Here is a 25,677-nt window from a genome sequence, read left to right as displayed (position 1 = left end):
GCAATTCGTGTGGGAACTTATGGAGCAGCTGATGTCGTCGATTAAGGAGGTGATCCAGCCGCAGGTTCCCCTACGGCTACCTTGTTACGACTTCACCCCAGTCATGAATCACACCGTGGTAACCGTCCTCCCGAAGGTTAGACTAGCTACTTCTGGTGCAACCCACTCCCATGGTGTGACGGGCGGTGTGTACAAGGCCCGGGAACGTATTCACCGCGACATTCTGATTCGCGATTACTAGCGATTCCGACTTCACGCAGTCGAGTTGCAGACTGCGATCCGGACTACGATCGGTTTTATGGGATTAGCTCCACCTCGCGGCTTGGCAACCCTCTGTACCGACCATTGTAGCACGTGTGTAGCCCAGGCCGTAAGGGCCATGATGACTTGACGTCATCCCCACCTTCCTCCGGTTTGTCACCGGCAGTCTCCTTAGAGTGCCCACCATTACGTGCTGGTAACTAAGGACAAGGGTTGCGCTCGTTACGGGACTTAACCCAACATCTCACGACACGAGCTGACGACAGCCATGCAGCACCTGTCTCAATGTTCCCGAAGGCACCAATCTATCTCTAGAAAGTTCATTGGATGTCAAGGCCTGGTAAGGTTCTTCGCGTTGCTTCGAATTAAACCACATGCTCCACCGCTTGTGCGGGCCCCCGTCAATTCATTTGAGTTTTAACCTTGCGGCCGTACTCCCCAGGCGGTCAACTTAATGCGTTAGCTGCGCCACTAAAAGCTCAAGGCTTCCAACGGCTAGTTGACATCGTTTACGGCGTGGACTACCAGGGTATCTAATCCTGTTTGCTCCCCACGCTTTCGCACCTCAGTGTCAGTATTAGTCCAGGTGGTCGCCTTCGCCACTGGTGTTCCTTCCTATATCTACGCATTTCACCGCTACACAGGAAATTCCACCACCCTCTACCATACTCTAGTCAGTCAGTTTTGAATGCAGTTCCCAGGTTGAGCCCGGGGATTTCACATCCAACTTAACAAACCACCTACGCGCGCTTTACGCCCAGTAATTCCGATTAACGCTTGCACCCTCTGTATTACCGCGGCTGCTGGCACAGAGTTAGCCGGTGCTTATTCTGTCGGTAACGTCAAAACAATCACGTATTAGGTAACTGCCCTTCCTCCCAACTTAAAGTGCTTTACAATCCGAAGACCTTCTTCACACACGCGGCATGGCTGGATCAGGCTTTCGCCCATTGTCCAATATTCCCCACTGCTGCCTCCCGTAGGAGTCTGGACCGTGTCTCAGTTCCAGTGTGACTGATCATCCTCTCAGACCAGTTACGGATCGTCGCCTTGGTGAGCCATTACCTCACCAACTAGCTAATCCGACCTAGGCTCATCTGATAGCGCAAGGCCCGAAGGTCCCCTGCTTTCTCCCGTAGGACGTATGCGGTATTAGCGTTCGTTTCCGAACGTTATCCCCCACTACCAGGCAGATTCCTAGGCATTACTCACCCGTCCGCCGCTCTCAAGAGAAGCAAGCTTCTCTCTACCGCTCGACTTGCATGTGTTAGGCCTGCCGCCAGCGTTCAATCTGAGCCATGATCAAACTCTTCAGTTCAAACATCTTTGGGTTTTTAAGAAACCCTAAACTTGGCTCAGCAATCGTTGGTTACATCTTTGATTTCTCGCGGAGCAACTTGTGATGCTGATAATCTTGTTGACTATCAGTCTGACTCCACAAGCACCCACACGAATTGCTTGATTCAGTTGTTAAAGAGCGGTTGGTTAAGATCTTTCGTCTCAACCGAGGCGCGCATTCTACAGCAGCCTCATTTGCTGTCAAGTGATTATTTTCAGAAGTTTTCGAAGATTTCTTCAACAACTTCAACCACTTGCGCTTCCGATCTCTCGTTAGCGGGAGGCGAATTCTACAGCGTTACACGCTGCTGTCAACACCTCTTTTTCTCCGCTTTCGACCGAGAGGATCGAAACGTTAATAGAGCCAAACCACTTTGCTCTACCAACTCCTTCTGGGCTTCGATGAACTGAAGCAAGCCGCTGTCGAATTCTGCGTAACTCTTTGTTTACCAAGGAGTTTTCCGTTTCGACTGCGCCGGAAGTGGGGCGAATTATAGACTTCCAGAATCTGCCGTCAACACCTTTTTTTCATATTTCTGTCACATGGGTCAAAAAAGCCCCAGAAACGCGAAAGCCGGCCCCAAGGGGCCGGCTTTCAGCACTGCTTACAAGCTAGGGAAAGCAAATTGCGAGGCTTCATGGCTGGCCCGTTGCGGCCAGCGCTGGGTAATCGCCTTGCGACGAGTATAGAAACGCACCCCATCCGGCCCGTAGGCATGCAGGTCGCCAAACAGCGAGCGCTTCCAGCCACCAAAGCTGTGATACGCCACCGGCACCGGCAATGGAACGTTCACGCCCACCATACCCACTTCAATCTCGTCACAGAACAGACGCGCCGCTTCACCGTCACGGGTGAAGATACACGTACCGTTACCGTATTCATGATCGTTGATCAGTTGCATGGCCGCTTCCAGGCTATCCACCCGCACCACACACAACACCGGCCCAAAGATCTCTTCTTTGTAGATACGCATTTCAGGCGTCACATGATCAAACAGACTACCGCCCAGGAAGAAGCCTTCTTCATGGCCCGCAACACTCAGCCCACGCCCATCAACCACCAACTTGGCGCCCGCTGAGACACCGTCTTCTATATAGCCACTGACTTTATCCCGCGCCTGACCGGTCACCAGCGGCCCCATATCCAGGCCACAAGACGTCCCCGCCCCAATCTTCAGCGCCTTGACCTGCGGCACCAGCTTGGCGATCAACGCATCCGCCACCTGGTCGCCCACGCACACCGCCACTGAGATCGCCATGCAACGCTCGCCGCAGGAACCGTATGCCGCCCCCATCAGAGCACTGACGGCGTTATCCAGATCTGCATCCGGCATCAGCACCGCGTGGTTCTTCGCCCCACCCAATGCCTGTACGCGCTTGCCACGCTTGGTGGCCTCGGAGTAGATGTACTCGGCAATCGGCGTCGAGCCCACGAAACTCAGCGCTTTCACTTCCGGCGCTTCGATCAGCGCATCCACCGCGCCCTTGTCGCCGTGCACCACGCTGAGCACGCCTTTGGGCAGCCCGGCTTCCTGCAGCAGTTGTGCAATCAGCAATGTCGAGCTCGGATCACGCTCCGATGGTTTCAGGATGAAACAGTTGCCGCAAACGATCGCCAGCGGGTACATCCACAGCGGCACCATCGCCGGAAAGTTGAACGGCGTGATACCGGCCACCACGCCCAGCGGCTGGAAATCCGACCAGGCATCAATATTCGGTCCTACGTTACGGCTGTACTCACCCTTCAGAATCTCCGGTGCCGAGCACGCATACTCGACGTTCTCGATACCGCGCTTCAATTCACCGGCGGCATCTTCCAGCGTCTTGCCATGCTCTTCGCTGATCAATTGCGAGATACGCGCTTCGTTCTGCTCCAGCAATTGCTTGAAACGAAACATAACCTGGGCACGCTTGGCCGGCGGCGTATTACGCCAGGCCGGGAACGCGGCCTTGGCGGAGTCGATCGCCTGTTGGATGGTTTCACGGCTGGCCAACGGCACTTGATGAATCACCCGGCCGGTCGACGGGTTGTACACGTCGGCACTACGGCCGGAATCATTGACCAACTCACCGTTGATCAAATGCTGGATAAGGCTCATGCGGGGCTCCTGAAAAGTTGTTCTATATAGAAGGAGAAATCAGTCGATCTTGTTCAGCACTTCGCCGACCGCATCGAACAGGCGATCCAGGTCCTGCGGCTTGCTGTTGAAGGTTGGCCCGAACTGCAGGGTGTCGCCGCCAAAGCGCACGTAGAAACCGGCTTTCCACAAGGCCATGCCAGCCTCGAATGGACGCACGATGGCATCACCGTCACGCGGGGCAATCTGGATCGCGCCGGCCAGGCCGTAGTTGCGGATGTCGATCACGTTCTTGCTGCCCTTCAAGCCATGCAGCGCATTCTCAAAGTGCGGCGCGACTTCGGCGACGCTTTGCACCAGGTTTTCCTTCTGCAACAGGTCCAATGCCGCCAGGCCAGCCGCGCAGGCCACCGGGTGCGCCGAGTAGGTGTAGCCGTGGGGGAATTCCACCGCGTACTCCGGCGTCGCCTGGTTCATGAAGGTCTGGTAAATCTCACTGCTGGCAATCACCGCGCCCATCGGGATCGCGCCGTTGGTGACTTGCTTGGCGATGCACATCAGGTCCGGGGTCACGCCGAAGCTGTCGGCGCCGAACATCGAGCCGGTGCGGCCGAAACCGGTGATCACTTCATCGAACACCAGCAGGATGTTGTGCTGATCACAGATCTCACGCAGACGCTTGAGATAACCCTGTGGCGGCACCAGCACACCCGCGGAGCCGGCCATTGGCTCGACAAAAACAGCGGCGATGTTCGACGCGTCGTGCAATTCGATCAGTTTGAGCAGTTCGTCTGCCAGCGCGATACCGCCCTGCTCCGGCATGCCACGGGAGAAGGCATTGCTTGCCAGCAAGGTGTGCGGCAAATGGTCAACGTCCATCAAGCCCTGGCCAAACAGCTTACGGTTGCCGTTGACGCCCCCCAGGCTGGTACCGGCAATGTTCACACCGTGGTAACCGCGGGCGCGGCCGATCATCTTGGTCTTGGTGGCCTGGCCCTTCAGGCGCCAGTACGCACGCACCATCTTCACCGCGGTATCGGCGCACTCGGAGCCGGAGTCGGTGAAGAACACATGGTTCAGGTTGCCAGGGGTCAGGTCGGTGATCTTTTCCGCCAATTGGAAGGACAATGGATGACCGTATTGGAAGCCCGGCGAGTAGTCCAACGTCCCCAGTTGCTTGGCGACTGCGTCCTGAATCTCCATGCGGGTATGCCCGGCACCACAGGTCCACAGGCCCGACAATGAGTCATACACCTTGCGGCCTTTGTCGTCGGTCAACCAGCTTCCTTCGGCGGCCACGATCAGGCGCGGATCACGCTGGAAGTTACGGTTGGCGGTGTACGGCATCCAGTGCGCGTCCAGCTTCAATTGGCTGGCCAGAGACGATGGGGCGTTTTCGGGCATGTTCATCAGCAAAACCTCGCAGGGCAAAAGGCAGCGTCGGGATTGAAAAGCGTTGTTGCAGCTAAATTGCCACGGCGATAAAGTCGGTGAAATTCAACTCTTCTAACCTTCAGTCAGGCCTTCACTAAACTATGAGCAGCCGTCGACCCGATCCCCTGGCCCAAGTCAGCGACTTCGATATCCGCCTGCTGCGCATCTTTCGCAGCGTGGTGGAGTGCGGCGGCTTTTCAGCGGCAGAAACCGTGCTGGGCATCGGGCGCTCGGCGATCAGCCAGCAAATGAGCGACCTGGAGCAACGGCTCGGATTGAGACTGTGCCAACGCGGCCGCGCCGGTTTTTCCCTGACCGAAGAGGGCCGCGAGGTCTACCAGTCGGCCCTGCAACTGCTAAGTGCCCTGGAAAGTTTTCGCACCGAGGTCAATGGCCTGCACCAGCACTTGCGCGGCGAGCTGATCATCGGCCTTACCGATAACCTGGTCACCCTGCCCCACATGCGCATCACCCACGCACTTGCGCAGTTGAAGGAACGCGGGCCGGACGTGCAGATCCAGATCCGTATGATTGCCCCCAACGAAGTCGAACAAGGCGTGCTCGACGGTCGCCTGCATGTCGGCGTAGTCCCCCAGGCCAGCGCCCTATCAGGGTTGGAATACCAGCCGCTGTACAGCGAGCGCTCACTGCTCTACTGCGCAGTCGGCCACCCGTTGTTCTACGCCGACAACAAGCAACTCGACGATGCACGCATCGACGCCCAGGACGCGATTGCCCCGACCTTCCGCCTGCCCGCCGAAATCCAGGCCCATTACCAGGCGCTCAACTGCACCGCCAGCGCCTCCGACCGCGAAGGCATGGCGTTCCTGATCCTCACCGGCCGCTACATCGGCTACCTGCCCGACCACTACGCGAGCCTGTGGGTACAACAAGGCCGACTGCGTGCGCTGAAACCGGCCACGCGTTTTTACGATTTAAGCCTCGCATCGGTCACGCGCAAAGGCCGGCGCCCCCATTTGGTGCTGGAAAGCTTCCTGGAAAGTCTCGCGGCAACCCGCTAACTCGGCCCCGCAGCTAAAAGCTGAGCAATTGGACAGCTTTTTGCAACAACCCAAGGACATAGACCTTGAGTTTGCCCGCCATGCCACCAGAAACGTCCAACAGCAGCGATCTTATCTACGGGCTCAACGACCGCCCGAAACCCGGACCTGCCTTACTCGCCGCCCTGCAGCATGTACTTGCTGCATTTGTCGGCATCATCACCCCGCCGCTGATCATCGGCTCCACCCTGGGCCTCACCGCCCATTTGCCCTACCTGATCAGCATGGCGCTGATGGTTTCCGGTGTCGGCACCTTTATCCAGGCGCGTAGGCCATTTGGCATCGGCGCCGGGATGATCTGCCTGCAAGGCACCAGCTTTGCATTTCTCGGCGCGGTGCTGTCGGCGGGTTTTCTGGTGAAACAACGCGGCGGCAGCCCGGAAGACATCATGGCGATGATCTTCGGCGTGTGCTTTTTCGGCGCCGTGGTGCAAATCCTGTTGAGCCGGTTTATCGGGCAACTGCGCCGGGTCATCACGCCTCTGGTCACCGGAATCGTCATCACCCTGATCGGCATCAGCTTGATCAAGGTCGGTATCACCGACCTTGGCGGCGGCTTCAACGCCCCCGACTTCGGCGCCCCCACCAACCTGGCGCTGGGCCTGTTCGTGGTGTTGACGATCATTCTGCTCAACCGCTCGAATACACCGTGGGTGCGCCTCTCGGCCATCATCATCGGCCTCGCCCTCGGCAGCCTGGCTGCCTGGTTCAGCGGCAAGCTGGTGCCTCAAGCGTTGCCCGTTCTGCCGCTGGTCAGCCTGCCGATCCCGCTCCGCTTTGGTTTCAACTTCGACTGGAGCGCTTTCCTGCCGATCGCGCTGATTTATCTGATCAGCAGCATCGAAACCGTCGGCGACCTCACCGCCAACTGCATGATCGCTCGCCAACCCATCAGTGGCCCTTCCTATATAAGCCGACTCAAGGGCGGCGTACTCGGTGATGGCGTGAGCTGCATGATCGCCGCCACCTTCAGCGCCTTTCCCAACACCACCTTCGCGCAGAACAATGGCGTGATCCAACTCACTGGCGTGGCCAGCCGTTACGTTGGCCTCTACATCGGCGTGGTGCTGTTTTGTCTCGGTTTGTTTCCACTGATTGGCGCAGTGCTGCAGCAAATCCCCAAGCCGGTATTGGGCGGCGCGACGCTGGTGATGTTCGGCAGTGTCGCCGCCGCGGGCGTACGCATCCTCGCCCAGGCGCCGCTGGACCGGCGCAGCATGCTGATCATCGCCACTTCGTTTGGTGTCGGCCTGGGCATCGCCGCCCAGCCGAACCTGCTGCATCTGATGCCGACGCTCATACAAAACCTGTTTGACTCCGCTATCACCAGCGGCGGGCTGACGGCCATCGTATTGTGCCTGTTCCTGCCGGAAAGCACGGCCCCCAGCGCTGCCGCAAACAAAGCGCCGGAAAGCGACAGCCTGGAACCGCTTTGACGGTTTTATTGCATCAGGACTTGTCTGAGGCTTGAGGGTGGGTTATCTGTGCACACGTCGTCTCAATCGATCAGCACGGAAACCTCCATGAGCCTCGAAGTTCCTGCCCACAGTACCCACGCCGGTAAGCCCGCCAGCCGCATTCGGCAAAAGAACGAACAAGCGATTCTGCAGGCGGCTGAAGACGAGTTCGCGCGCCATGGCTACAAAGGCACCAGCATGAACACCATCGCAGCCAGTGCCGGGCTGCCCAAGGCCAACTTGCATTACTACTTCACCAACAAGCTGGGCCTGTATATCGCGGTGCTCAGCAATATCCTCGAGCTGTGGGACAGCACTTTCAACACGCTGACCGCCGAAGATGACCCGGCCGTGGCGCTCACCCGCTACATCCGCACCAAGATGGAGTTCTCGCGTCGCCAGCCCCAGGCTTCGCGAATCTTCGCGATGGAGATCATCAGCGGCGGCGAATGCCTCACCGAATATTTCAGCCAGGACTACCGCGCCTGGTTCAGCGGCCGGGCAGCCGTGTTCCAGGCCTGGATCGACGCTGGCAAGATGGACCCGATAGACCCCGTGCACCTGATCTTCCTGCTGTGGGGCAGCACCCAGCACTACGCCGACTTCGCCACCCAGATCTGCCGCGTCACCGGTCGCACCAAGCTGACCAAGCAGGACATGGAAGACGCCGGCACTAACCTGATCCATATCATCCTCAAGGGCTGCGGCATCAAGCCCGTCCATTAAACGAAGCGACTTATGCCTTTCACGCTCACCGGCCTTTGCGAGTTTCGCGAAGAAATACGCAAAAGCCGCTTTATCACCCTCGCCGCACCGATCACCAGCCCGCAAGACGCCCAGGCGTTTTTCGAGCAACACAGCGACTTGAACGCCACGCACAATTGCTGGGCCTGGAAGCTGGCCGATCAATACCGCAGCAACGACGACGGCGAACCCGGCGGCACCGCCGGACGGCCGATCCTGGCGGCCATCGAGGCACAGGGCTTTGATCAGGTAGCGGTGCTGGTTATTCGCTGGTACGGCGGCATCCAGTTGGGCACCGGCGGCCTCGCACGCGCCTACGGCGGTGGCGCGAATAAGTGCCTGCAAACGGCTGACCGCATCGAACTGATCAGTCGTGTCCCCTTGAGTTGCGCCTGTGGCTTCGCCGAACTGAACCTGGTGAAATTGCGTGTGGCTGAGCTGGGTGGACTGGTGGTCGAAGAAACCTTCACCGCCAACGGCGTCGAGCTGCAACTGGCCTTGGGCGAAGCACATATCGACACCCTGCAAATTCAACTCGCCGACCTCAGCCGTGGGCGTATCCTGCTACAACGTTGAACTCCGTGAACCGCGACGCTAAAGGAAGCTTTTCATGTCTACGCCAAAAACCGCACTGATCATCGGCGCATCCCGCGGCCTGGGCCTCGGCCTGGTCAAGCAACTGCTTCAGGACGGCTGGGACGTGACCGCCACCGTGCGTGACCCGAGCAAGGCCGATGCGCTGAAAGCCGTTGGGCCGGTACAGATCGAGAAGCTCGACATGGACGATCAGCAAGCCGTGATCGCCCTGAGCCAACGCCTCAAGGCCAGCACCTTCGACCTGCTGTTCGTCAATGCGGGCGTCAAGGGCCCCGCCAACCAGGAGCCGGGCCACGCAACCCTGGCCGAAGTCGGCCAACTGTTTTTCACCAATGCCGTAGCGCCGATCAACCTGGCTCAGCGTTTCGTCGGGCAGATCCGCAAGGACACTGGCGTGCTGGCGTTCATGAGTTCGGTGCTGGGCAGCGTGGCCATCCCCGACGGCTCGGACCTGGCGCTGTACAAAGCCAGCAAGGCGGCACTCAACTCCATGACCAACAGCTTCATCACTCAGTTGGGTGATCACAAGCTGACCGTATTGTCGCTGCATCCGGGCTGGGTGAAGACCGACATGGGCGGTGAAAACGCGCACATCGATGTCGACACCAGCGTGCGCGGCCTGGTCGACCAGGTGAACGCCTACACCGGCAAAGGTGGCCATCACTTCATCGACTACAAAGGCGACGCCATCGCCTGGTAAGCGGTGCGGGATTGTTATCGACCGATTGCCGTCGATAACAATCCGTGCGTAGACTGCCCCCTCGCCTTCACCGGCGACCCTGGATCAGCAGACAGGGCAACACTGAGCTGGCAAACCTGAACCCATCATTCAGAGGAGCCGGCCAATGCCTGCGACCCGTATCTGGTTAAAAAAACCCCTCGCGATTTTCACGGCCAATGGCCTCGATGCCCGTGGCGGCCTGGTGCTGCAAGACGGTGTGATCACCGAAGTACTGGCCCAGGGCCAAGAACCCGCGCAGCCCTGCGCGCAGGTGTTCGACGCCCGTGAACATGTGGTCCTGCCCGGGCTGATCAACACCCACCATCATTTCTATCAAACCCTCACCCGCGCCTGGGCGCCGGTGGTCAATCAGCCCTTGTTTCCCTGGTTGAAGACCCTGTACCCGGTCTGGGCACGGCTCACCCCGGAAAAACTCGCACTGGCCAGTAAAGTTGCATTGGCCGAACTGCTGCTCTCGGGCTGCACCACAGCGGCAGACCACCACTACCTGTTCCCCGAAGGCCTGGAAAACGCCATCGACGTACAAGTGCAAAGCGTCCGCGAGTTGGGCATGCGCGCCATGCTCACCCGCGGTTCCATGAGCCTGGGCGAGGCCGACGGCGGCCTGCCGCCGCAACAGACAGTGCAACAGGGCCAGGTCATCCTCGAAGACAGCCAGCGCCTGATCCGTGAATACCACGAGCGTGGCGACGGCGCGCAGATCCAGATTGCCCTGGCACCCTGCTCGCCGTTTTCCGTCACCCCGCAAATCATGGAAGCCAGCGCTGAACTGGCCAATCGCCTGGATGTACGCCTGCACACCCACCTGGCGGAAACCCTCGACGAGGAAGACTTCTGCCTGCAACGTTTCGGCCTTCGCACCGTGGATTTCCTGGACAGCGTCGGCTGGCTCGGTCCGCGCACGTGGCTGGCCCATGGCATTCACTTCAACCCGGATGAAATCGCGCGCCTGGGCGCCGCCGGCACCGGCATCTGCCATTGCCCTAGCTCGAACATGCGCCTGGCCTCCGGCATCTGCCCGACCCTGGACCTGCTCGCAGCGGGCGCGCCTATCGGTCTGGGTGTGGACGGTTCAGCCTCCAACGATGCGTCGAACATGATCCTCGAAGCCCGCCAGGCCCTGTACATCCAGCGGCTGCGTTATGGTGCAGAAAAAATCACCCCGGAAGGTGTGCTGGGTTGGGCGACCAAGGGGTCGGCGCAGTTGCTGGGGCGTACGGATATCGGCGAATTGGCCGTAGGCAAGCAGGCCGATCTGGCGCTGTTCAAGCTCGATGAGCTGCGTTTCTCTGGCAGCCATGATCCGATTTCGGCGTTGCTGCTGTGCGGTGCAGACCGTGCAGATCGGGTGATGATCGGCGGCAAATGGCGCGTGATCGACGGCCAGGTCGAAGGCCTGGACCTCAAGGGTCTGATCGCCGATCACACCCAGGCCGCACGCCAGTTGATCGCCGGAGCCTAGACTAGACGCCGATTAAAAATGTGGCAGGGGGCTTGCCCCCGATAGCGGTGGTTCAGCCAATACATGCACTAGCTGACACTCCATCATCGGGGGCAAGCCCCCTCCCCCATTGTTTCTCGGTGATTTAGAGCCCCAACAGCGACAGCATGATAAAGGTCGCAAACAACACAAAATGGGTCATCCCTTCGATGGCGTTGGTTTCGCCATCGTTGAGGTTGATCGCGCTGACGATCAGCGTGATAAACACCATCACCGTTTGCACCGGCGTCATTGCCATCTGGAACGGCTGGCCGGTGTAGAGCGCCATCGCCTCCATCACCGGCACCGTCAGGATCACCGTCGACAGCGAAGCCCCCAGCGCGATATTCACCACCGACTGCATGCGGTTCGCCAACGCAGCACGCAACGCGGTCAGAATCTCCGGTGCCGCAGAAATGGCCGCGACCACGATCGCCGTGATCACCGGCGGCGCGCCTGTGCCTTCCAGGCCCAGGTCCAAGGTCTTGGACATCACCTCGGCCAGTGCGCCGATCACAATCACCCCAAACACCAGGGTGCCGATGGAAAATGCCAGGTTGACCGGCGGCGCTTCCTGTTCTTCCGGCAGTTTCTTGCGGCGTTTTTCCGGGTAGCTGTAGCTGAAGAAGTAACTGTGCGGCCCCACCTGCATACGCAGGAACAGGGTGTACAACACCACCATCGCGCCGATGGTGAAGGCTGAGTAAATTTTCCAGTCGGCTTCGGGGATAAATTCCGGCACCACCATCGACACGCCCATGGCGGTGAGGATCATCACGCTGTAGGTGCGTGCCGAATCATCGTTGTAGGACTGTTCACCATGCTTGATGCCGCCCATCAGCGCGGCCAGGCCGAGAATGCCGTTGATATCGAGCATTACCGCCGAATAGATGGTGTCGCGCACCAGGGTGGGCGACGGCTCGTTGCTCATCATGATCGCCAGGATCACCACTTCCACCAGCACGGCGGCGAGGGTTAGGATCATGGTGCCGTAGGGGTCACCGACTTTTTCCGCCAGTTGCTCGGCGTGATGGGCCACGCGCATCGACGCCACCACGATGAAGCCGATCAGCGCCACGCCGGCCAGCAGCGCCGTGATTTGCCCGCTATTGAGCATCCAGTGCTCCAACGGGTAGGCGGCGATGGCGGCAATCAGCGCCAGCAGCATGAATTTTTCTTGCTTGAGGGATGTGAGCATTCCGGGCCTTTTAGTACGGCAAATCAGTCATTGATGGGGTACAGACTGCGCCAAGCCGCTAACGTTTCGTTACACCTTAGTTCACACACACCTTGCGCGAATGCGACAAAAACAATCCTGCTGGTCAGGTTTTGCCAATTATTTCAGCCATGGCCTGTAGAATGCCGCCATTGCACCTGATGAGAATTTAGAAAATGTACGATTGGCTCAACGCCCTGCCCAAGGCTGAACTGCACCTGCACCTGGAAGGCTCGCTGGAGCCGGAGCTGCTGTTCGCCCTGGCCGAGCGCAACAAGATTGCGCTGCCATGGAACGACGTCGAAACCCTGCGCAAGGCCTACGCCTTCAACAACCTGCAGGAATTCCTCGACCTGTATTACAAGGGCGCCGACGTGCTGCGCACTTCCCAGGATTTCTACGACCTGACCTGGGCCTACCTGCTGCGCTGCAAAGCACAGAACGTGATCCATACCGAACCCTTCTTCGACCCGCAAACCCACACCGACCGTGGCATACCCTTCGAAGTCGTGCTCAACGGCATCGCCGCTGCGCTGAAAGATGGCGAGCAGCAACTGGGCATCACCAGCGGCTTGATCCTCAGCTTCCTGCGCCACCTGAGCGAAGCCGAAGCCGAGAAAACCCTCGACCAGGCCCTGCCGTTCCGCGACGCGTTCGTCGCCGTTGGCCTGGACAGCTCGGAGATGGGTCACCCACCGAGCAAGTTCCAGCGTGTGTTCGACCGTGCCCGCCACGAAGGCTTCCTCACCGTGGCCCACGCCGGTGAAGAAGGCCCGCCGGAGTACATCTGGGAAGCCATCGACCTGCTGAAAATCCAGCGTATCGACCATGGCGTACGCGCCATCGAAGACGAGCGCCTGATGCAGCGCATCATCGACGAGCAGATCCCACTGACCGTGTGCCCGCTGTCCAACACCAAGCTGTGCGTGTTCGACGACATGGCCCAGCACAACATCCTCGACATGCTCGAGCGTGGCGTGAAGGTGACCGTGAACTCGGATGACCCGGCGTACTTCGGCGGTTATGTCACCGAGAACTTCCACGCGTTGTACACCTCACTGGGCATGACCCAGGACCAGGCCAAACGCCTGGCGCAAAACAGCCTGGATGCGCGACTGGTCAAACCGTAATCCCGTTGAGCCGGCTTGCCGGCTCCTACACGGTCAGCTCCTTGCTGGCACGGCCAATCGGGTGATTTCCTTTCGCCCGATGGCATGAACCTGCAAGGCCTGGGACTCATTGATCACGCTGATCCAGTTCGACTGCAAAAACAGTTGCAACAACCCCGCGCCCAACGCACCCCCCAGGTGCGGCTGCTGCTGGCTCCAGTCAAAGCAGCTGCACACCAGCGGCGATGCCAATGCCTGGGTAAAAATCCCCAGTTTCGCCAAGCGCTTCGCGCCCTTCACCGTGACATCGGTACGCTGTTCGTAGCGCTCGATCCAGCCTGCCTCCAGCAGATGTTGATATAACTGCGCCCCCAACTCGCCACCAAGGTGCCCATGGCACAAACGGGCATGACGTAACGACGGCGGAGCAAGCAGGGTCGGCGGCAAAGCATCCGGCGCGCTGCGCGCTGCGCAGGCCATGGTGGTTCTGGCCAGGGCATCGATGGCTGCACTGACATCCGGCGCCGCCACGCGAAACAGGCGCTTGCCACGCCGGGCTTCCACACGCAGCAAACCGCCTGCGGTCAGTCGCGCCAGGTGTGCATGGGCGGAGGTCGCGGACAACCCGGCGAGCGTGGCCAGTTCTATCGGCGACTTGGCTGAACCATCCATCAAGGCCCACAGCATGGCGGTGCGTTTAGGCTCGGCAAGCAAGCTGGCGATCTGACTGATGCAAGGTGCTGCTTCCATCTTTTCACTCCCTGTTGGCTTATTTTTCTATTGAGGTTGGAGCCAAAGTATAGGGGCGCAAATCGCCGGTTCCACGGCGTCTGACAGCGTGGATAGGGACAGGCCCTGAATGAAATTTCCTGCTGTGATGGAGGGCGTTACATCGCGTTCAATCGCTCCGGCAATTGAGCGGTCAACGTCGTACAGCGAGACACGAGCATTTCCCGCAACAGGTTGATGGGTTTGCTCAGTTGCGCACGATGGGCACACAGCAGATTGAGCGGCGTGCGCTCACCACGCAGCTCCGGCAGGATCAGGCGCAAGCGCCCCGCGAGCACATCGGTGCTGACATCCAGCCAGGATTTGTAGGCAATCCCCACGCCCGCCACCGCCCAACGGCGGACCACGTCGGCATCGTCACTGAAGCGGTCGCCGGTCACCGTCAGGCTGACCTCGCGTTTACCATCGTGAAAGGTCCAGTGGTCGTGGACCCGGCTGCCGAGCATATAGAGCAGGCAATTATGCTGGGCCAACTGCTCCAGGTGCCGAGGCTGACCATAACGTGCGAGGTAGCTGGGGGAGGCGCACAGCACCCGTACGTTATCGGGCGCAACGGGCAGTGCGATAAGGCTCGAGTCTTCGGGCTCACCGTAACGCAGGGCAATATCCACCGGCTGGCGAAACAGATCGGCAATCCGATCGCCCAACAGCAGGCGCACGGTGAGTTGTGGGTACTCACGCTGAAATTCATCCAGCCACGGCAGCAACTGGTTACGCCCAAAATCCGACGGGGCCGACAGTTGCAGCACACCGCTGACATGGTCCTGGCCGCTGGCCAATAAACGGCGGCCTTCGTCCAGCGAGCTCAGCGCTGCGCGGGCATATTCCAGGAAGCCCTCGCCTTCGGCGGTCAGGCGCAGGCTGCGGGTGGAACGCGCCAGCAAGCGCGTGCCCAGTTGCTGTTCGATACGCTTAAGCGCGGCGCTGGCCACGGCGGGCGACAAATCCATCACCCGCGCGGCGGCGGACAGGCTCCCCAGGTCTGCCGCCCGTACAAACAATTGCAAATCATCAAAGCGCAGCATGCATTCCCACCCATTATCAAAATTTTATTGAAACAGCCTGCTGTTTTAGCCGCTTTTATCTGCGCGGGAAATAGCCAATCATCTGTGCATCCCGTTCATCACGTGTCTGGAGTTGAATATGTCCACTGCCTTTAACGTCATTGCCACGCTGATCGCCAAACCCGGCCAACAGGCCACCCTGGAACCCTTGCTGCGCGACCTGCTGGAACCCACGCGCCTGGAAGCCGGTTGCGAACAGTACGACCTGCACCAGGACCTGCAACATCCCGAGACCTTCTACATGCTCGAACGCTGGAGCGACGACGCGGCGCTCGCCGACCACGACCAGAGCGCGCATATCCAAAACTTTCGCGCCAAGGCCGCTGATGTGATCGAACACTTCGAACTCAAGCGCCTGAAATTTCTTGCCTGATCGCCACCTTTTTTTCCGGAGCCTCCATGAAAGCCATTGCCTACTACGCCTCACTGCCGATCAACGATCCAAACGCCTTGCAAGACATCGAGTTGCCAGCCCCCGTCGCCGGCCCGCGTGACCTGCTGGTGGAAGTCAAAGCCATCTCGGTCAACCCGGTGGATACCAAGGTGCGCCAGAACGTCGCCCCGGAAAACGGCGCCGCCAAGGTGCTGGGCTGGGATGTGGCCGGTGTGGTCAAGGCCGTCGGCAGCGACGTGACGCTGTTCAAGGCCGGTGACAAGGTGTTCTACGCCGGGTCCCTGGTGCGCCCGGGTGGCAACAGCGAACTGCACACCGTGGATGAGCGCATCGTCGGACATATGCCGAAAAGCCTGGGCTTTGCTGAAGCCGCCGCGCTGCCGCTGACGGCAATCACCGCCTGGGAGTTGCTGTTCGAACGCCTGCAAGTGCGTGAGGGTAAACAGGATGAAGGCCAGAGCCTGCTGATCGTCGGTGCCGCCGGTGGTGTGGGCTCGATCCTGACCCAATTGGCCAGCCAGCTCACCGCCTTGAAAGTGATCGGCACCGCTTCGCGCCCGGAAACCCAGGCGTGGGCCAGGGACCTGGGCGCCGACCTGGTGATCGACCACAGCCAGCCCCTGAGCGAAGCGCTGAAAACCGCCGGCCACCCGCACGTGACCCACGTCGCCAGCCTGACCCAGACCGATCATCACCTGGACCAACTGGTCGAGGCTCTGCAACCCCAGGGCAAGCTGGCGCTGATCGACGATCCCAAGGCGCTGGACGTCAGCAAGCTCAAGCGCAAGAGCCTGTCGTTGCACTGGGAGTTCATGTACACCCGCTCGATGTTCGAGACGCCCGACATGATCGAGCAGCACAACCTGCTCAACCGCGTGGCCGAACTGATCGACGCCGGCACCCTGAAAACCACGGTAGGCGAACACTTCGGCGTGATCAATGCGGCCAACCTGCGCCGTGCCCATGCGCTGCTGGAAAGCGGCAAGGCCAAGGGCAAGATCGTTCTCGAAGGGTTCTGAAAAAAAGGCTGTCAGTGTCGTCCATTATTCATGTGAGTAATGGACGACACCGCTAGTCAGAGAGTTGATCTTTGTCATATGTGTGAGCGTATTCGGGTTTATATTGGCGGCCTTTGCCACGATTCTTTTACGTGAGGAAGTCAGCAATGAAAATCCTGATAAAAGCGTTAGCAAAATCCGCAGGCAATAAATGGCAGGTGCGTCTCGACCAGGACGCCTTCACCTTCCGCACCGAGGCCGAGGCCCGTGCCTTTGCCGACACCCTGCAAGCCCGTATCCAGGCGCCCCACCGTTTCCCCATCAGCCAGCACCGTTCTGCCGCTGGCTGACCCGCTCTTCAGACCTGCGCCTGCAAGGCCCGTTTGCGTTGCAGGCGCTGGGTCGACATCGCAATCGTCACCGCCAGTACACCGCACAAGCTGATGACCATGGCCATCGGCATTGCCGTACCGTCGTGCAACACGCCAACCAACGAAGCGGCACCCGCCGCCACGCCAAACTGAATGCAGCCAAGCAACGCCGAAGCGCTACCGGCCCGTGCGCCCTGCCCGCTCATGGCGCAGGCCGAGGTATTGGGCAAAATGCAGCCCAGGCTGGCGATGCAGATAAACAGCGGCACCAGCAATGGCCACAGCGCATCGGAACGCAACGCCGCGATGCCCAGCAACGTCAACGCCGCCAACAGGTAAACCCACACACTGCGCGACAGCAGAAAGGCCGGCCCGCGTTTGGACAGCAGCCGCGCATTCACCTGGGCCACCAGGATAAAGCCCGCAGCGTTGGAGCCAAACAGCCAGCCGTAATGCTCGGCAGGCACGCCGTAAAGTTGGATAAACACGAAAGGTGAACCGGCGATGTAGGCAAACATCCCGGCAATCGAGATACCCCCGGTGAGGGCGTAGCCCAAGTAGACACGGTCCGACAACAAGGCCGCATAGCGACGCAACGAGCCGGACAAAGGCTGGCGCGGCTGATGGGCCGGAAAGGTTTCCGGCAGCCCGACGGCGACCGCGATGGCCGCCATTACGCTGAATATCGACAGCGCCAGGAAAATCGACTGCCAGCCCCACAGCCCCACCATCAACCCACCGGCCAGCGGTGCGAGGATCGGCGCCAGGCCAGTGACCAGCATCAGTTGGGAAAACACCTTGGCCGAGCCGACAGCGTCACACTTGTCGCTGACGACGGCGCGGGAAATCACCATGCCCGCGCAGCCACCCAGGGCTTGCACGAAACGCGCGCCAATCAGCCATTCCAGTGAAGGCGCAAAGGCACAGGCGAAGGAAGCCAAGGTGAACAAGGTGACGCCGCTGAGCAGCGGGCCGCGCCGACCGAAGCGATCAGCCAGTGGGCCGTAGATCAATTGGCCGATGGCCAGGCCGCCGAAGTACACCGCCAGGGTCAGCTGGATGTGTTTTTCATCGGTAGCGAAGGCCTTGGCCATGGCCGGGAAACCCGGCAGGTAAAAGTCGATGGCCAGCGGCGCGAAGGCGCTCAAGGCACCCAGGATCAGGATTATGCGGAGGTTCATCGGGCACCCAAGTGAGTCGGCAGCCCGATAGTCTAGCCGCGCTTGGGTGCATTGAACACGATAGCTCGCTAACTATTTGTCCACGTCAGGCGAGCTTGGCGCTATAGCCCTCTTCTTTGATCGCCTCGATCACTTGCTCGGCAGACAAGCGGCTTTCAACGCCCACCTCCTTTGCCGCCAGGTCGACCTTCACGCTGGCCGCCGGGTCCTGGCTCTGCACTGCCTGGGTCACCGCGCGAACGCAATGGCCGCAGGTCATTCCTTCAACGCTGAATACTTGCATGACATGACTCCTTTGATGAGATTGAGCCGAGTCTCGACCTTGCCACCATGGCAAGGTCAAGTTCTGGAAATATCTGCCGGGCTGGTATTTAGCCGCTTCAAAGGCCAAGCTTCACCCATCGTCGATTCACACCACGGAGCATTCGCCATGCGCTGGTCGTTTTTTGCCCTTGCCGGCCTGATGAGCCTGTCGGCCGCTGCGCCCCAAGCCCTCGCCGCAGAAGACTATGCGGTGCTGATCATTTCCCGCGAGCGCCTGGAAGTGCCGACCAACTGCGAGATCGGCCTGTACCTGAATGACCAGTTGGCGGGCCGGCTGTTCCAGGAGCAGGCCACTTCGTTCAACCTGCCGGCGGGCAACCTGTCCCTGCGTTTGAAGCTGCTGCCGGGCCAGGCCCCGGGTTGCCTGCCGGGCCTGCTGGCGCCGCCTGCGCAGAACATCACGCTCAAGGTCGGTGATGTGCGCAAGTTGCGCATTGCCCAGGGCCCGGACGGCATGTACCTCAAGCCCGCCGCATTGGAATACTGAAGGCGCTTGACCTTCCCCACAGGTCAAGGTTGATGCTAGGGGCAACTTCTCCTGGAGGACTGCCCCATGAATGGATACACCACCTTTGACCTGCCCATCGGCGGCATGACCTGCGCCAGCTGTGCCGGCCGGGTCGAGCGCGCGCTGGGCAAGGTGCCGGGGGTGCAAAGCGTCAGCGTCAACCTGGCCAACGAACGCGCCCATGTTGAAGTGCTCGGCCAGATGGACCCCGGCGTGCTGATCGCTGCCGTCGACAAAGCCGGCTACACCGCCAGCCTGCCCCAAAGCGAAACCGCCACCGATGCCGATCAGGCCCGGCGCCTGCACCGCGAGCGGTGGTCGTTGCTGCTGGCGATCCTGCTGGCACTGCCGTTGGTGTTGCCGATGCTGGTGGAGCCCTTCGGCCTGCACTGGATGCTGCCGGCCTGGGCGCAGTTCGCCCTGGCCACGCCGGTGCAATTCATCTTCGGCGCACGCTTTTACATTGCCGCCTGGAAAGCCGTGCGCGCTGGTGCCGGCAATATGGACCTGCTGGTCGCCATCGGCACCAGCGCCGGTTACGGCCTGAGTATTTACGAATGGCTCACCGCTCACCCTGGCATGGCGCCGCACCTGTACTTCGAAGCCTCGGCGGTGGTGATCGCTCTGGTGCTGCTGGGCAAATACCTGGAGAGCCGCGCCAAACGCCAGACCGCCAGTGCCATCCGCGCCCTCGAAGCCCTGCGCCCCGAGCGGGCGATTCGAGTGCTCGACGGTCGCGAAGAGGATGTCGCCATCAACGCTCTGAAACTCAATGATCTGGTGCTGGTAAAACCCGGCGAACGCTTCCCGGTGGACGGTGAAGTGGTCGAAGGCCAAAGCCACGCCGACGAAGCGTTGATCAGCGGCGAAAGCCTGCCGGTGCCGAAGCAACCTGGCGACAAAGTCACCGGTGGCGCCATCAACGGCGAAGGTCGCCTGCTGGTGCGCACCCTGGCCCTAGGCGCCGAAAGCGTACTGGCGCGGATCATCCGTCTGGTGGAAGACGCCCAGGCCGCCAAGGCACCGATCCAGAAGCTGGTGGACAAAGTCAGCCAGGTGTTTGTCCCGGCCGTGCTGGTGCTGGCGTTGATCACCCTGGTGGGCTGGTGGCTGTACGGTGCTTCCCTGGAGACCGCGATCATCAATGCCGTGGCTGTGCTGGTGATCGCCTGCCCCTGTGCCTTGGGCCTGGCCACACCCACCGCAATCATGGCCGGCACCGGGGTTGCCGCCCGCCACGGCATCCTGATCAAGGACGCCGAAGCCCTGGAGCGCGCCCATGAAGTGAGCGCCGTGGTCTTCGACAAGACCGGCACCCTCACCTCCGGCGCACCGAAAATCGCCCATCTGGCCGCCGTGGACGGCAATGAAGCGCTGCTGCTGCAACACGCCGGCGCGCTGCAACGCGGCAGTGAACACCCTTTGGCCAAAGCCGTACTGGATGCCTGTAGCGAGCAAGGGTTGGAGGTAGCCGATGTGACGGCCAGCCAATCCCTGGCCGGCCGCGGCATCGCTGGCACGCTGAATGGCCAGCAGTTGGCCCTGGGCAATCGCCGCCTGCTTGAAGAAAACGGCTTGAACGCGGGGGGCCTGGCGGACTCGGCCAAGGCTTGGGAGGCCGAAGGCCGCACCTTGTCCTGGCTGATCGCGCAAGGCGCCCAACCGCGAGTGCTGGGGCTGTTCGCTTTTGGCGATACGCTCAAGCCCGGCGCGCTGGAGGCGGTACAGCAACTCAAGGCCCGGCACATCAGCAGTCATTTACTCACCGGCGATAATCGCGGCAGCGCCCGCGTGGTCGCCGAGGCCTTGGGCATAGAGGATGTGCACGCCGAGGTGCTGCCCGCCGACAAAGCCGCTACGGTCGCCGAGCTGAAAAAAACCGGCGTGGTGGCCATGGTCGGCGACGGCATCAACGACGCCCCGGCCCTGGCCGCCGCCGATATCGGCATCGCCATGGGCGGTGGCACCGACGTGGCCATGCACGCGGCCGGTATCACCCTGATGCGCGGCGACCCGCGCCTGGTTCCGGCAGCCCTGGAGATCAGCCGCAAGACCTACGCCAAGATCCGTCAGAACCTGTTCTGGGCCTTTGTGTATAACTTGATCGGCATTCCACTGGCCGCATTCGGCCTGCTCAACCCGGTATTGGCCGGTGCTGCGATGGCCTTGTCGAGTGTCAGCGTGGTCAGCAATGCCTTACTGTTGAAGACTTGGAAACCCAAGGATTTGGAGGATCAACGCCCATGAATATCGGCCAAGCCGCACGCCAGAGCGGGCTCAGCGCCAAAATGATTCGTTACTACGAATCCATCGGCCTGCTCAAGGCCGCCCACCGCACCGACAGTGGCTATCGCGTGTACGGCGCGGATGACTTGCACACCCTGGCGTTTATCAAACGCTCGCGTGACCTGGGGTTTTCATTGGAGGAAGTCGGCAAGCTGCTGACCCTGTGGCAGGACCGGCAACGGGCCAGCGCCGATGTAAAAGCCTTGGCGCGCCAGCATATCGATGAGCTGAACCAGAAGATCCTGGAACTGGGGCAGTTGCGCGATACCTTGCAGGACCTGGTGGAACACTGCCAGGGCGATCATCGGCCGGATTGTCCGATTCTCAAGGAGTTGGCTTCCGGAAGCTGCTGCGCCTGACCGAATGTACAAAAATCCAATGTGGGAGGGGGCTTGCCCCCGATAGCGGTGGATCAGCCGGCTTATCTGTAGCTGACCCACTGCAATCGGGGGCAAGCCCCCTCCCACATTGTGATTTCCAGTTATCTGGAAATCACTGCATCCACGGCGGCGGCGGCGGTTCGTCCGGCACCTTGCTCGGCGGCGCATCGTCCGCCGCGCGAATCGCCTGGCGACGCTCTTCATCCAGCCGCGCCGCTTCGATCTCGCGAATCACACCGCCGACGTCCGCCAGTTCTTCCGGCTCGTCGAACTCGCCGGTCAAGACGCTGGCCGGGTGCAGGGTGCCGGCTTCGTACAGCGCCCACATCTCCTTGGCGTACTTGGTCTTCTTCAATTCCGGGGCAAAACGCCCGAAATAGGAAGCCATGTTGCCCACGTCACGCTCCAGCATGCTGAACGCGTGGTTGTTGCCCGCCGCATCCACCGCCTGGGGCAGGTCGATAATCACCGGACCGGTGGGCGTGAGCAGTACGTTGAACTCAGACAGGTCACCGTGCACCAGGCCGGTACACAGCATCAGCACGATCTGGGAAATCAGGAAGGCATGGTATTCGCGCGCCTGGTCCGGTTCCAGCACCACGTCGTTCAGACGCGGCGCCGCATCGCCGTACTCGTCGGCCACCAGTTCCATCAGCAGCACGCCTTCAAGGAAGTCGAACGGCTGGGGCACGCGGACGCCCGCACCGGCCAGGCGGAACAACGCCGCTACTTCGGCGTTCTGCCAGGCATCTTCGGTTTCTTTCTTGCCGAACTTGGAGCCCTTGGCCATGGCCCGGGCCTGCCGGCTGTTACGGACCTTACGGCCTTCCTGGTATTCGGACGCTTGACGAAAACTTCGTTTGTTCGCCTCCTTGTAAACCTTGGCGCAACGCAATTCGTTGCCGCAGCGCACCACATAAACAGCTGCTTCTTTACCACTCATGAGTGGGCGCAGCACTTCGTCGACCAGACCGTCTTCGATCAGGGGTTCAATGCGTTTAGGAGTCTTCATCAGCTTTTATTGTGGGTCCTGTATTACCAAACACGCGTATGGCACTCGTTATACGGCAATCAGCTCGCCGGTGGGAGAGGCTAGCGACCGTTGATCACTTAAGAATGCATCCAATATGCCAGTTTCATCGCTCAATGATCGCCGTAACCCCCTGACCGCCCGCCGCGCAGATCGAAATCAGCCCACGCCCCTTGCCCGCCGCATCCAGCAACTTGGCCAGACTGGCGACGATACGCCCACCGGTGGCGGCAAACGGATGGCCGGCGGCCAGGGAACTGCCTTTAACGTTCAAGCGGCTACGGTCGATGGAACCCAAGGGGGCGTCAAGTCCCAGGCGCGTCTTGCAGTAGTCCGCATCTTCCCAGGCCTTGAGCGTGCACAACACTTGGGCAGCGAAGGCTTCGTGGATCTCGTAGTAATCGAAGTCCTGCAGCGTCAGACCATTCCTCGCCAGCAAGCGCGGTACCGCATACACAGGCGCCATCAGCAGGCCTTCGGCGCCGTTGACGAAGTCCACCGCCGCCGCTTCGCCATCGCGCAGATACGCGAGGATCGGCAGGCCGCGCTCTTTGGCCCACGCTTCGCTGCCCAAGAGCACCAGCGATGCGCCATCGGTGAGCGGCGTGGAGTTGCCGGCGGTAAGCGTGCCCTTTGCGCTGCGTTCGAAGGCGGGTTTAAGGGCGGCGAGTTTTTCCAGGGTCAGGTCGGGACGCAGGTTGTTGTCGCGGGTCAGGCCCAGGAAGGGCGTGAGCAGATCGTTGTGCCAGCCCTCGGCATAGGCGGCGGCCATTTTCTGGTGGCTTTCCAGGGCCAACTGGTCCTGCTCGGCGCGGGGAATCTGCCAGGTCTGCGCCATCAATTCACAATGTTGCCCCATGGACAAACCGGTACGCGGTTCGCCGTTGCGCGGCAGTTCCGGCTTGAGGTGATGGGGACGAAGTTGTAACAGGACTTTTAATTTATCCGTCATGGACTTGCTGCGGTTGGCTTGCAGCAAAATCTTGCGCAGCCCTTCATTCACCCCGATCGGCGCGTCGGAGGTGGTGTCGACGCCGCCAGCAATCCCGCACTCGATCTGGCCCAGGGCAATCTTGTTGGCCACCAGCAACGCCGCTTCCAGGCCGGTGCCGCAGGCCTGTTGAATGTCATAGGCAGGGGTTTGCGGCGACAGGCGCGAGCCCAGTACGCATTCGCGGGTCAGGTTGAAATCCCGCGAATGCTTGAGCACCGCGCCGGCAGCCACTTCGCCCAGGCGCAGGCCGTGCAGGTTGTAGCGTTCGATCAGGCCTTCGAGGGCCGCGGTCAGCATTGCCTGGTTGCTCGCCGTGGCATAGGGGCCATTGGAGCGGGCGAAAGGAATGCGGTTACCGCCAATGATCGCTACACGGCGCAATTGAGTCATGGAAAGCTCCCTCTGTCTGTTGTGGGCTGGATTACTGAGCCTAGTCGAACGACTGCTACCCTGGGATGGTCAACCCTTTGAACCCCAGCCTTCGGAGAGCGTTCCATGTCTGACCGTTATATCGACTTCGCCAACTCAAGCCTCGGCCATCGCCTGGTCGCCGCCATTGGCCTGCCGTCGCCGGTACGCCTGGAACGCTGGCAGGCCGGGCGCCTGCGCCCGGTGGAAGGCGCATTGCTGCTGGGCGGCGGTGCACTGGTCAGCAAGGTGCAGGCGTTTGCCAACAGACTCACCGATGCCATTTACACCTACGGGACTGAAACGACGACGTGGATTCCCGGGCACGGTCCCAAACTCAAGGCCGTGGTGTTCGACGCCAGCGATTTGCAACACACCGACCAGCTCAAGCAACTGCGCGAGTTCTTCCAGCCGCTGCTGAAAAACCTGGATAACAGCGCACACCTGGTGATCCTCGGTCGTGCGCCGGAAAGCCTCGGCGATCCGTTCGCCGCCAGTGCCCAGCGCGCCCTGGAAGGTTTCAGCCGCTCGCTGGCCAAGGAGTTGCGCAACGGTGGCGTGCTGCAATTGCTGTATGTCGGTGACGGTGCCGAAGACCAGTTGGAAGGCGCCCTGCGCTTCTTCCTCTCGCCGAAAAGCGCTTATATCTCCGGCCAGGTGATCCGCCTGGAGGCTTGCACTACACCGGTGGAAGATTGGACACGGCCGCTGGCCGGGCGCAAGGCGCTGGTCACCGGCGCCGCCCGTGGCATTGGCGCATCCATTGCTGAAACCCTCGCCCGCGACGGCGCCGAGGTGATCCTGCTCGACGTGCCCCAGGCCAAGGCCGACCTCGATGCCCTGGCCGCACGCCTGGGTGCACGTACCGTGGCGCTGGATATCTGCGCCGAAGACGCCGCCACCCAATTGATCGAACACCTGCCCGATGGCCTGGATATCCTGGTGCACAACGCGGGTATCACCCGTGACAAAACCCTGGCGAACATGACCCCGGAATACTGGGACGCGGTGCTGGCGGTCAACCTCAATGCACCGCAGGTCCTGACCAAGGCGCTGCTCGACAGCGGCACCCTGCATGACAACGCCCGCGTGGTGCTGCTGGCGTCGATCAGCGGCATCGCCGGCAACCGTGGGCAAACCAACTACGCGGCGAGCAAGGCCGGCTTGATCGGCCTCGCACAGGCCTGGGCGCCGCTGCTCAAGGCGCGCGGCATCAGTATCAACGCCGTGGCGCCGGGGTTTATCGAAACCCAGATGACCGCGCATATCCCGTTCGCCTTGCGTGAGGCCGGGCGACGCATGAGTTCGTTGGGCCAGGGCGGCCTGCCGCAGGACGTCGCCGAAGCGGTGGCCTGGCTGGGCCAACCGGGTTCCGGTGCGGTCAGCGGGCAAGCGCTGCGGGTGTGTGGGCAAAGTCTGCTGGGGGCGTAACC

General features: G+C 60.8%; 23 protein-coding genes and 1 rRNA gene. 14 read left to right on the top strand and 10 right to left on the bottom strand.

The genetic code is table 11. The features are described 5' to 3' along the window. Positions 1-42: 42 nt before the first annotated feature. From ACZ445_RS03355 to aptA, 3 genes are all read right to left on the bottom strand, one after another. A 16S ribosomal RNA gene (locus tag ACZ445_RS03355) occupies positions 43-1,579 on the bottom strand. Between the two features lie 625 nt (positions 1,580-2,204). Next, complete coding sequence (locus ACZ445_RS03350; RefSeq protein ID WP_058423633.1) at positions 2,205-3,698, bottom strand: CoA-acylating methylmalonate-semialdehyde dehydrogenase; 1,494 nt, start codon at positions 3,696-3,698, stop codon at positions 2,205-2,207. A gap of 39 nt (positions 3,699-3,737) precedes the next feature. Continuing rightward, positions 3,738-5,087, bottom strand: a complete 1,350-nt coding sequence (gene aptA, locus ACZ445_RS03345) for an omega-aminotransferase AptA (protein WP_058423632.1) — start codon at positions 5,085-5,087, stop codon at positions 3,738-3,740. Between the two features lie 125 nt (positions 5,088-5,212). Here aptA and ACZ445_RS03340 point away from each other — a divergent pair, with 125 nt between their 5' ends. The 6 genes from ACZ445_RS03340 to ACZ445_RS03315 all read left to right on the top strand — a co-directional run bounded on the left by ACZ445_RS03340 (position 5,213) and on the right by ACZ445_RS03315 (position 11,174). After that, complete coding sequence (locus tag ACZ445_RS03340; protein ID WP_038845836.1) at positions 5,213-6,133, top strand: LysR family transcriptional regulator; 921 nt, start codon at positions 5,213-5,215, stop codon at positions 6,131-6,133. A gap of 80 nt (positions 6,134-6,213) precedes the next feature. Further along, positions 6,214-7,608, top strand: coding sequence for a uracil-xanthine permease family protein (locus ACZ445_RS03335; protein ID WP_310863291.1), 1,395 nt, complete (start codon positions 6,214-6,216; stop codon positions 7,606-7,608). 87 nt (positions 7,609-7,695) lie between these two features. After that, a complete protein-coding gene (locus ACZ445_RS03330) occupies positions 7,696-8,355 on the top strand; it encodes a TetR/AcrR family transcriptional regulator (RefSeq protein ID WP_092250056.1) in 660 nt (219 codons plus the stop codon). 12 nt (positions 8,356-8,367) lie between these two features. Next, positions 8,368-8,949 (top strand): IMPACT family protein, encoded by a 582-nt coding sequence (locus tag ACZ445_RS03325; protein ID WP_058423629.1) that lies wholly within the window; start codon positions 8,368-8,370, stop codon positions 8,947-8,949. Positions 8,950-8,983: 34 nt separating this feature from the next. Beyond that, positions 8,984-9,670: an SDR family oxidoreductase gene (locus ACZ445_RS03320; protein ID WP_058423628.1), complete on the top strand. Its 687-nt coding sequence runs from the start codon at positions 8,984-8,986 to the stop codon at positions 9,668-9,670. A gap of 145 nt (positions 9,671-9,815) precedes the next feature. Beyond that, positions 9,816-11,174, top strand: a complete 1,359-nt coding sequence (locus ACZ445_RS03315; RefSeq protein ID WP_310863286.1) for an 8-oxoguanine deaminase — start codon at positions 9,816-9,818, stop codon at positions 11,172-11,174. Between the two features lie 124 nt (positions 11,175-11,298). Here the strand turns inward: ACZ445_RS03315 and ACZ445_RS03310 are convergent, their stop codons facing one another. Then, positions 11,299-12,390, bottom strand: a complete 1,092-nt coding sequence (locus ACZ445_RS03310) for a calcium:cation antiporter (RefSeq protein WP_058423626.1) — start codon at positions 12,388-12,390, stop codon at positions 11,299-11,301. Positions 12,391-12,584: 194 nt separating this feature from the next. On the opposite strand from ACZ445_RS03310, the gene ACZ445_RS03305 reads away from it, so the two are divergent. Further along, the gene (locus ACZ445_RS03305; RefSeq protein ID WP_027607950.1) at positions 12,585-13,538 is read left to right on the top strand and encodes an adenosine deaminase; all 954 of its coding nucleotides are present in this window, start codon (positions 12,585-12,587) and stop codon (positions 13,536-13,538) included. 33 nt (positions 13,539-13,571) lie between these two features. Here the strand turns inward: ACZ445_RS03305 and ACZ445_RS03300 are convergent, their stop codons facing one another. Beyond that, positions 13,572-14,267, bottom strand: coding sequence for an ArsR/SmtB family transcription factor (locus tag ACZ445_RS03300; protein ID WP_179030378.1), 696 nt, complete (start codon positions 14,265-14,267; stop codon positions 13,572-13,574). Positions 14,268-14,404: 137 nt separating this feature from the next. Continuing rightward, entirely contained in the window at positions 14,405-15,331 is a 927-nt protein-coding gene (locus ACZ445_RS03295; RefSeq protein WP_058423624.1) for a LysR family transcriptional regulator, read from the bottom strand. Positions 15,332-15,449: 118 nt separating this feature from the next. Here ACZ445_RS03295 and ACZ445_RS03290 point away from each other — a divergent pair, with 118 nt between their 5' ends. The 3 genes from ACZ445_RS03290 (at position 15,450) to ACZ445_RS03280 (ending at position 17,112) form a co-directional block, all read left to right on the top strand. After that, positions 15,450-15,743, top strand: a complete 294-nt coding sequence (locus tag ACZ445_RS03290; protein WP_058423623.1) for a putative quinol monooxygenase — start codon at positions 15,450-15,452, stop codon at positions 15,741-15,743. Between the two features lie 26 nt (positions 15,744-15,769). Then, positions 15,770-16,783, top strand: coding sequence for a zinc-binding alcohol dehydrogenase family protein (locus ACZ445_RS03285; RefSeq protein WP_310863285.1), 1,014 nt, complete (start codon positions 15,770-15,772; stop codon positions 16,781-16,783). Positions 16,784-16,929: 146 nt separating this feature from the next. Next, complete coding sequence (locus tag ACZ445_RS03280) at positions 16,930-17,112, top strand: hypothetical protein (protein ID WP_058423621.1); 183 nt, start codon at positions 16,930-16,932, stop codon at positions 17,110-17,112. An 8-nt stretch (positions 17,113-17,120) separates the two neighbouring features. On the opposite strand, the gene ACZ445_RS03275 is transcribed toward ACZ445_RS03280, so the two are convergent. Then, a complete protein-coding gene (locus ACZ445_RS03275; protein ID WP_464707992.1) occupies positions 17,121-18,314 on the bottom strand; it encodes a multidrug effflux MFS transporter in 1,194 nt (397 codons plus the stop codon). 85 nt (positions 18,315-18,399) lie between these two features. Beyond that, a complete protein-coding gene (locus ACZ445_RS03270; protein ID WP_058423619.1) occupies positions 18,400-18,597 on the bottom strand; it encodes a heavy-metal-associated domain-containing protein in 198 nt (65 codons plus the stop codon). Positions 18,598-18,744: 147 nt separating this feature from the next. Between ACZ445_RS03270 and ACZ445_RS03265 the strand changes: the two genes are divergently transcribed. From ACZ445_RS03265 to cueR, 3 genes are all read left to right on the top strand, one after another. Continuing rightward, positions 18,745-19,125 (top strand): hypothetical protein, encoded by a 381-nt coding sequence (locus ACZ445_RS03265; RefSeq protein WP_058423618.1) that lies wholly within the window; start codon positions 18,745-18,747, stop codon positions 19,123-19,125. A gap of 66 nt (positions 19,126-19,191) precedes the next feature. Beyond that, on the top strand, positions 19,192-21,393 hold the full coding sequence (locus tag ACZ445_RS03260) for a heavy metal translocating P-type ATPase (protein ID WP_310863284.1): 2,202 nt from the start codon (positions 19,192-19,194) through the stop codon (positions 21,391-21,393). Continuing rightward, the gene (cueR, locus tag ACZ445_RS03255; protein ID WP_058423616.1) at positions 21,390-21,791 is read left to right on the top strand and encodes a Cu(I)-responsive transcriptional regulator; all 402 of its coding nucleotides are present in this window, start codon (positions 21,390-21,392) and stop codon (positions 21,789-21,791) included. Before ACZ445_RS03260 ends, cueR begins: the two co-directional genes overlap by 4 nt. Before the next feature lie 133 nt (positions 21,792-21,924). On the opposite strand, the gene ACZ445_RS03250 is transcribed toward cueR, so the two are convergent. Then, positions 21,925-22,824 (bottom strand): PA4780 family RIO1-like protein kinase, encoded by a 900-nt coding sequence (locus ACZ445_RS03250; protein ID WP_014716761.1) that lies wholly within the window; start codon positions 22,822-22,824, stop codon positions 21,925-21,927. 124 nt (positions 22,825-22,948) lie between these two features. Then, positions 22,949-24,226 (bottom strand): acetyl-CoA C-acetyltransferase, encoded by a 1,278-nt coding sequence (locus ACZ445_RS03245; RefSeq protein ID WP_058423614.1) that lies wholly within the window; start codon positions 24,224-24,226, stop codon positions 22,949-22,951. 105 nt (positions 24,227-24,331) lie between these two features. Here ACZ445_RS03245 and ACZ445_RS03240 point away from each other — a divergent pair, with 105 nt between their 5' ends. Then, entirely contained in the window at positions 24,332-25,675 is a 1,344-nt protein-coding gene (locus ACZ445_RS03240; protein WP_310863282.1) for a 3-oxoacyl-ACP reductase, read from the top strand. The last annotated feature ends 2 nt before the right edge of the window (positions 25,676-25,677 follow it).

Source organism: Pseudomonas allii (genome assembly GCF_055380095.1).
This window is presented reverse-complemented; position numbering and strand designations above follow the sequence as displayed.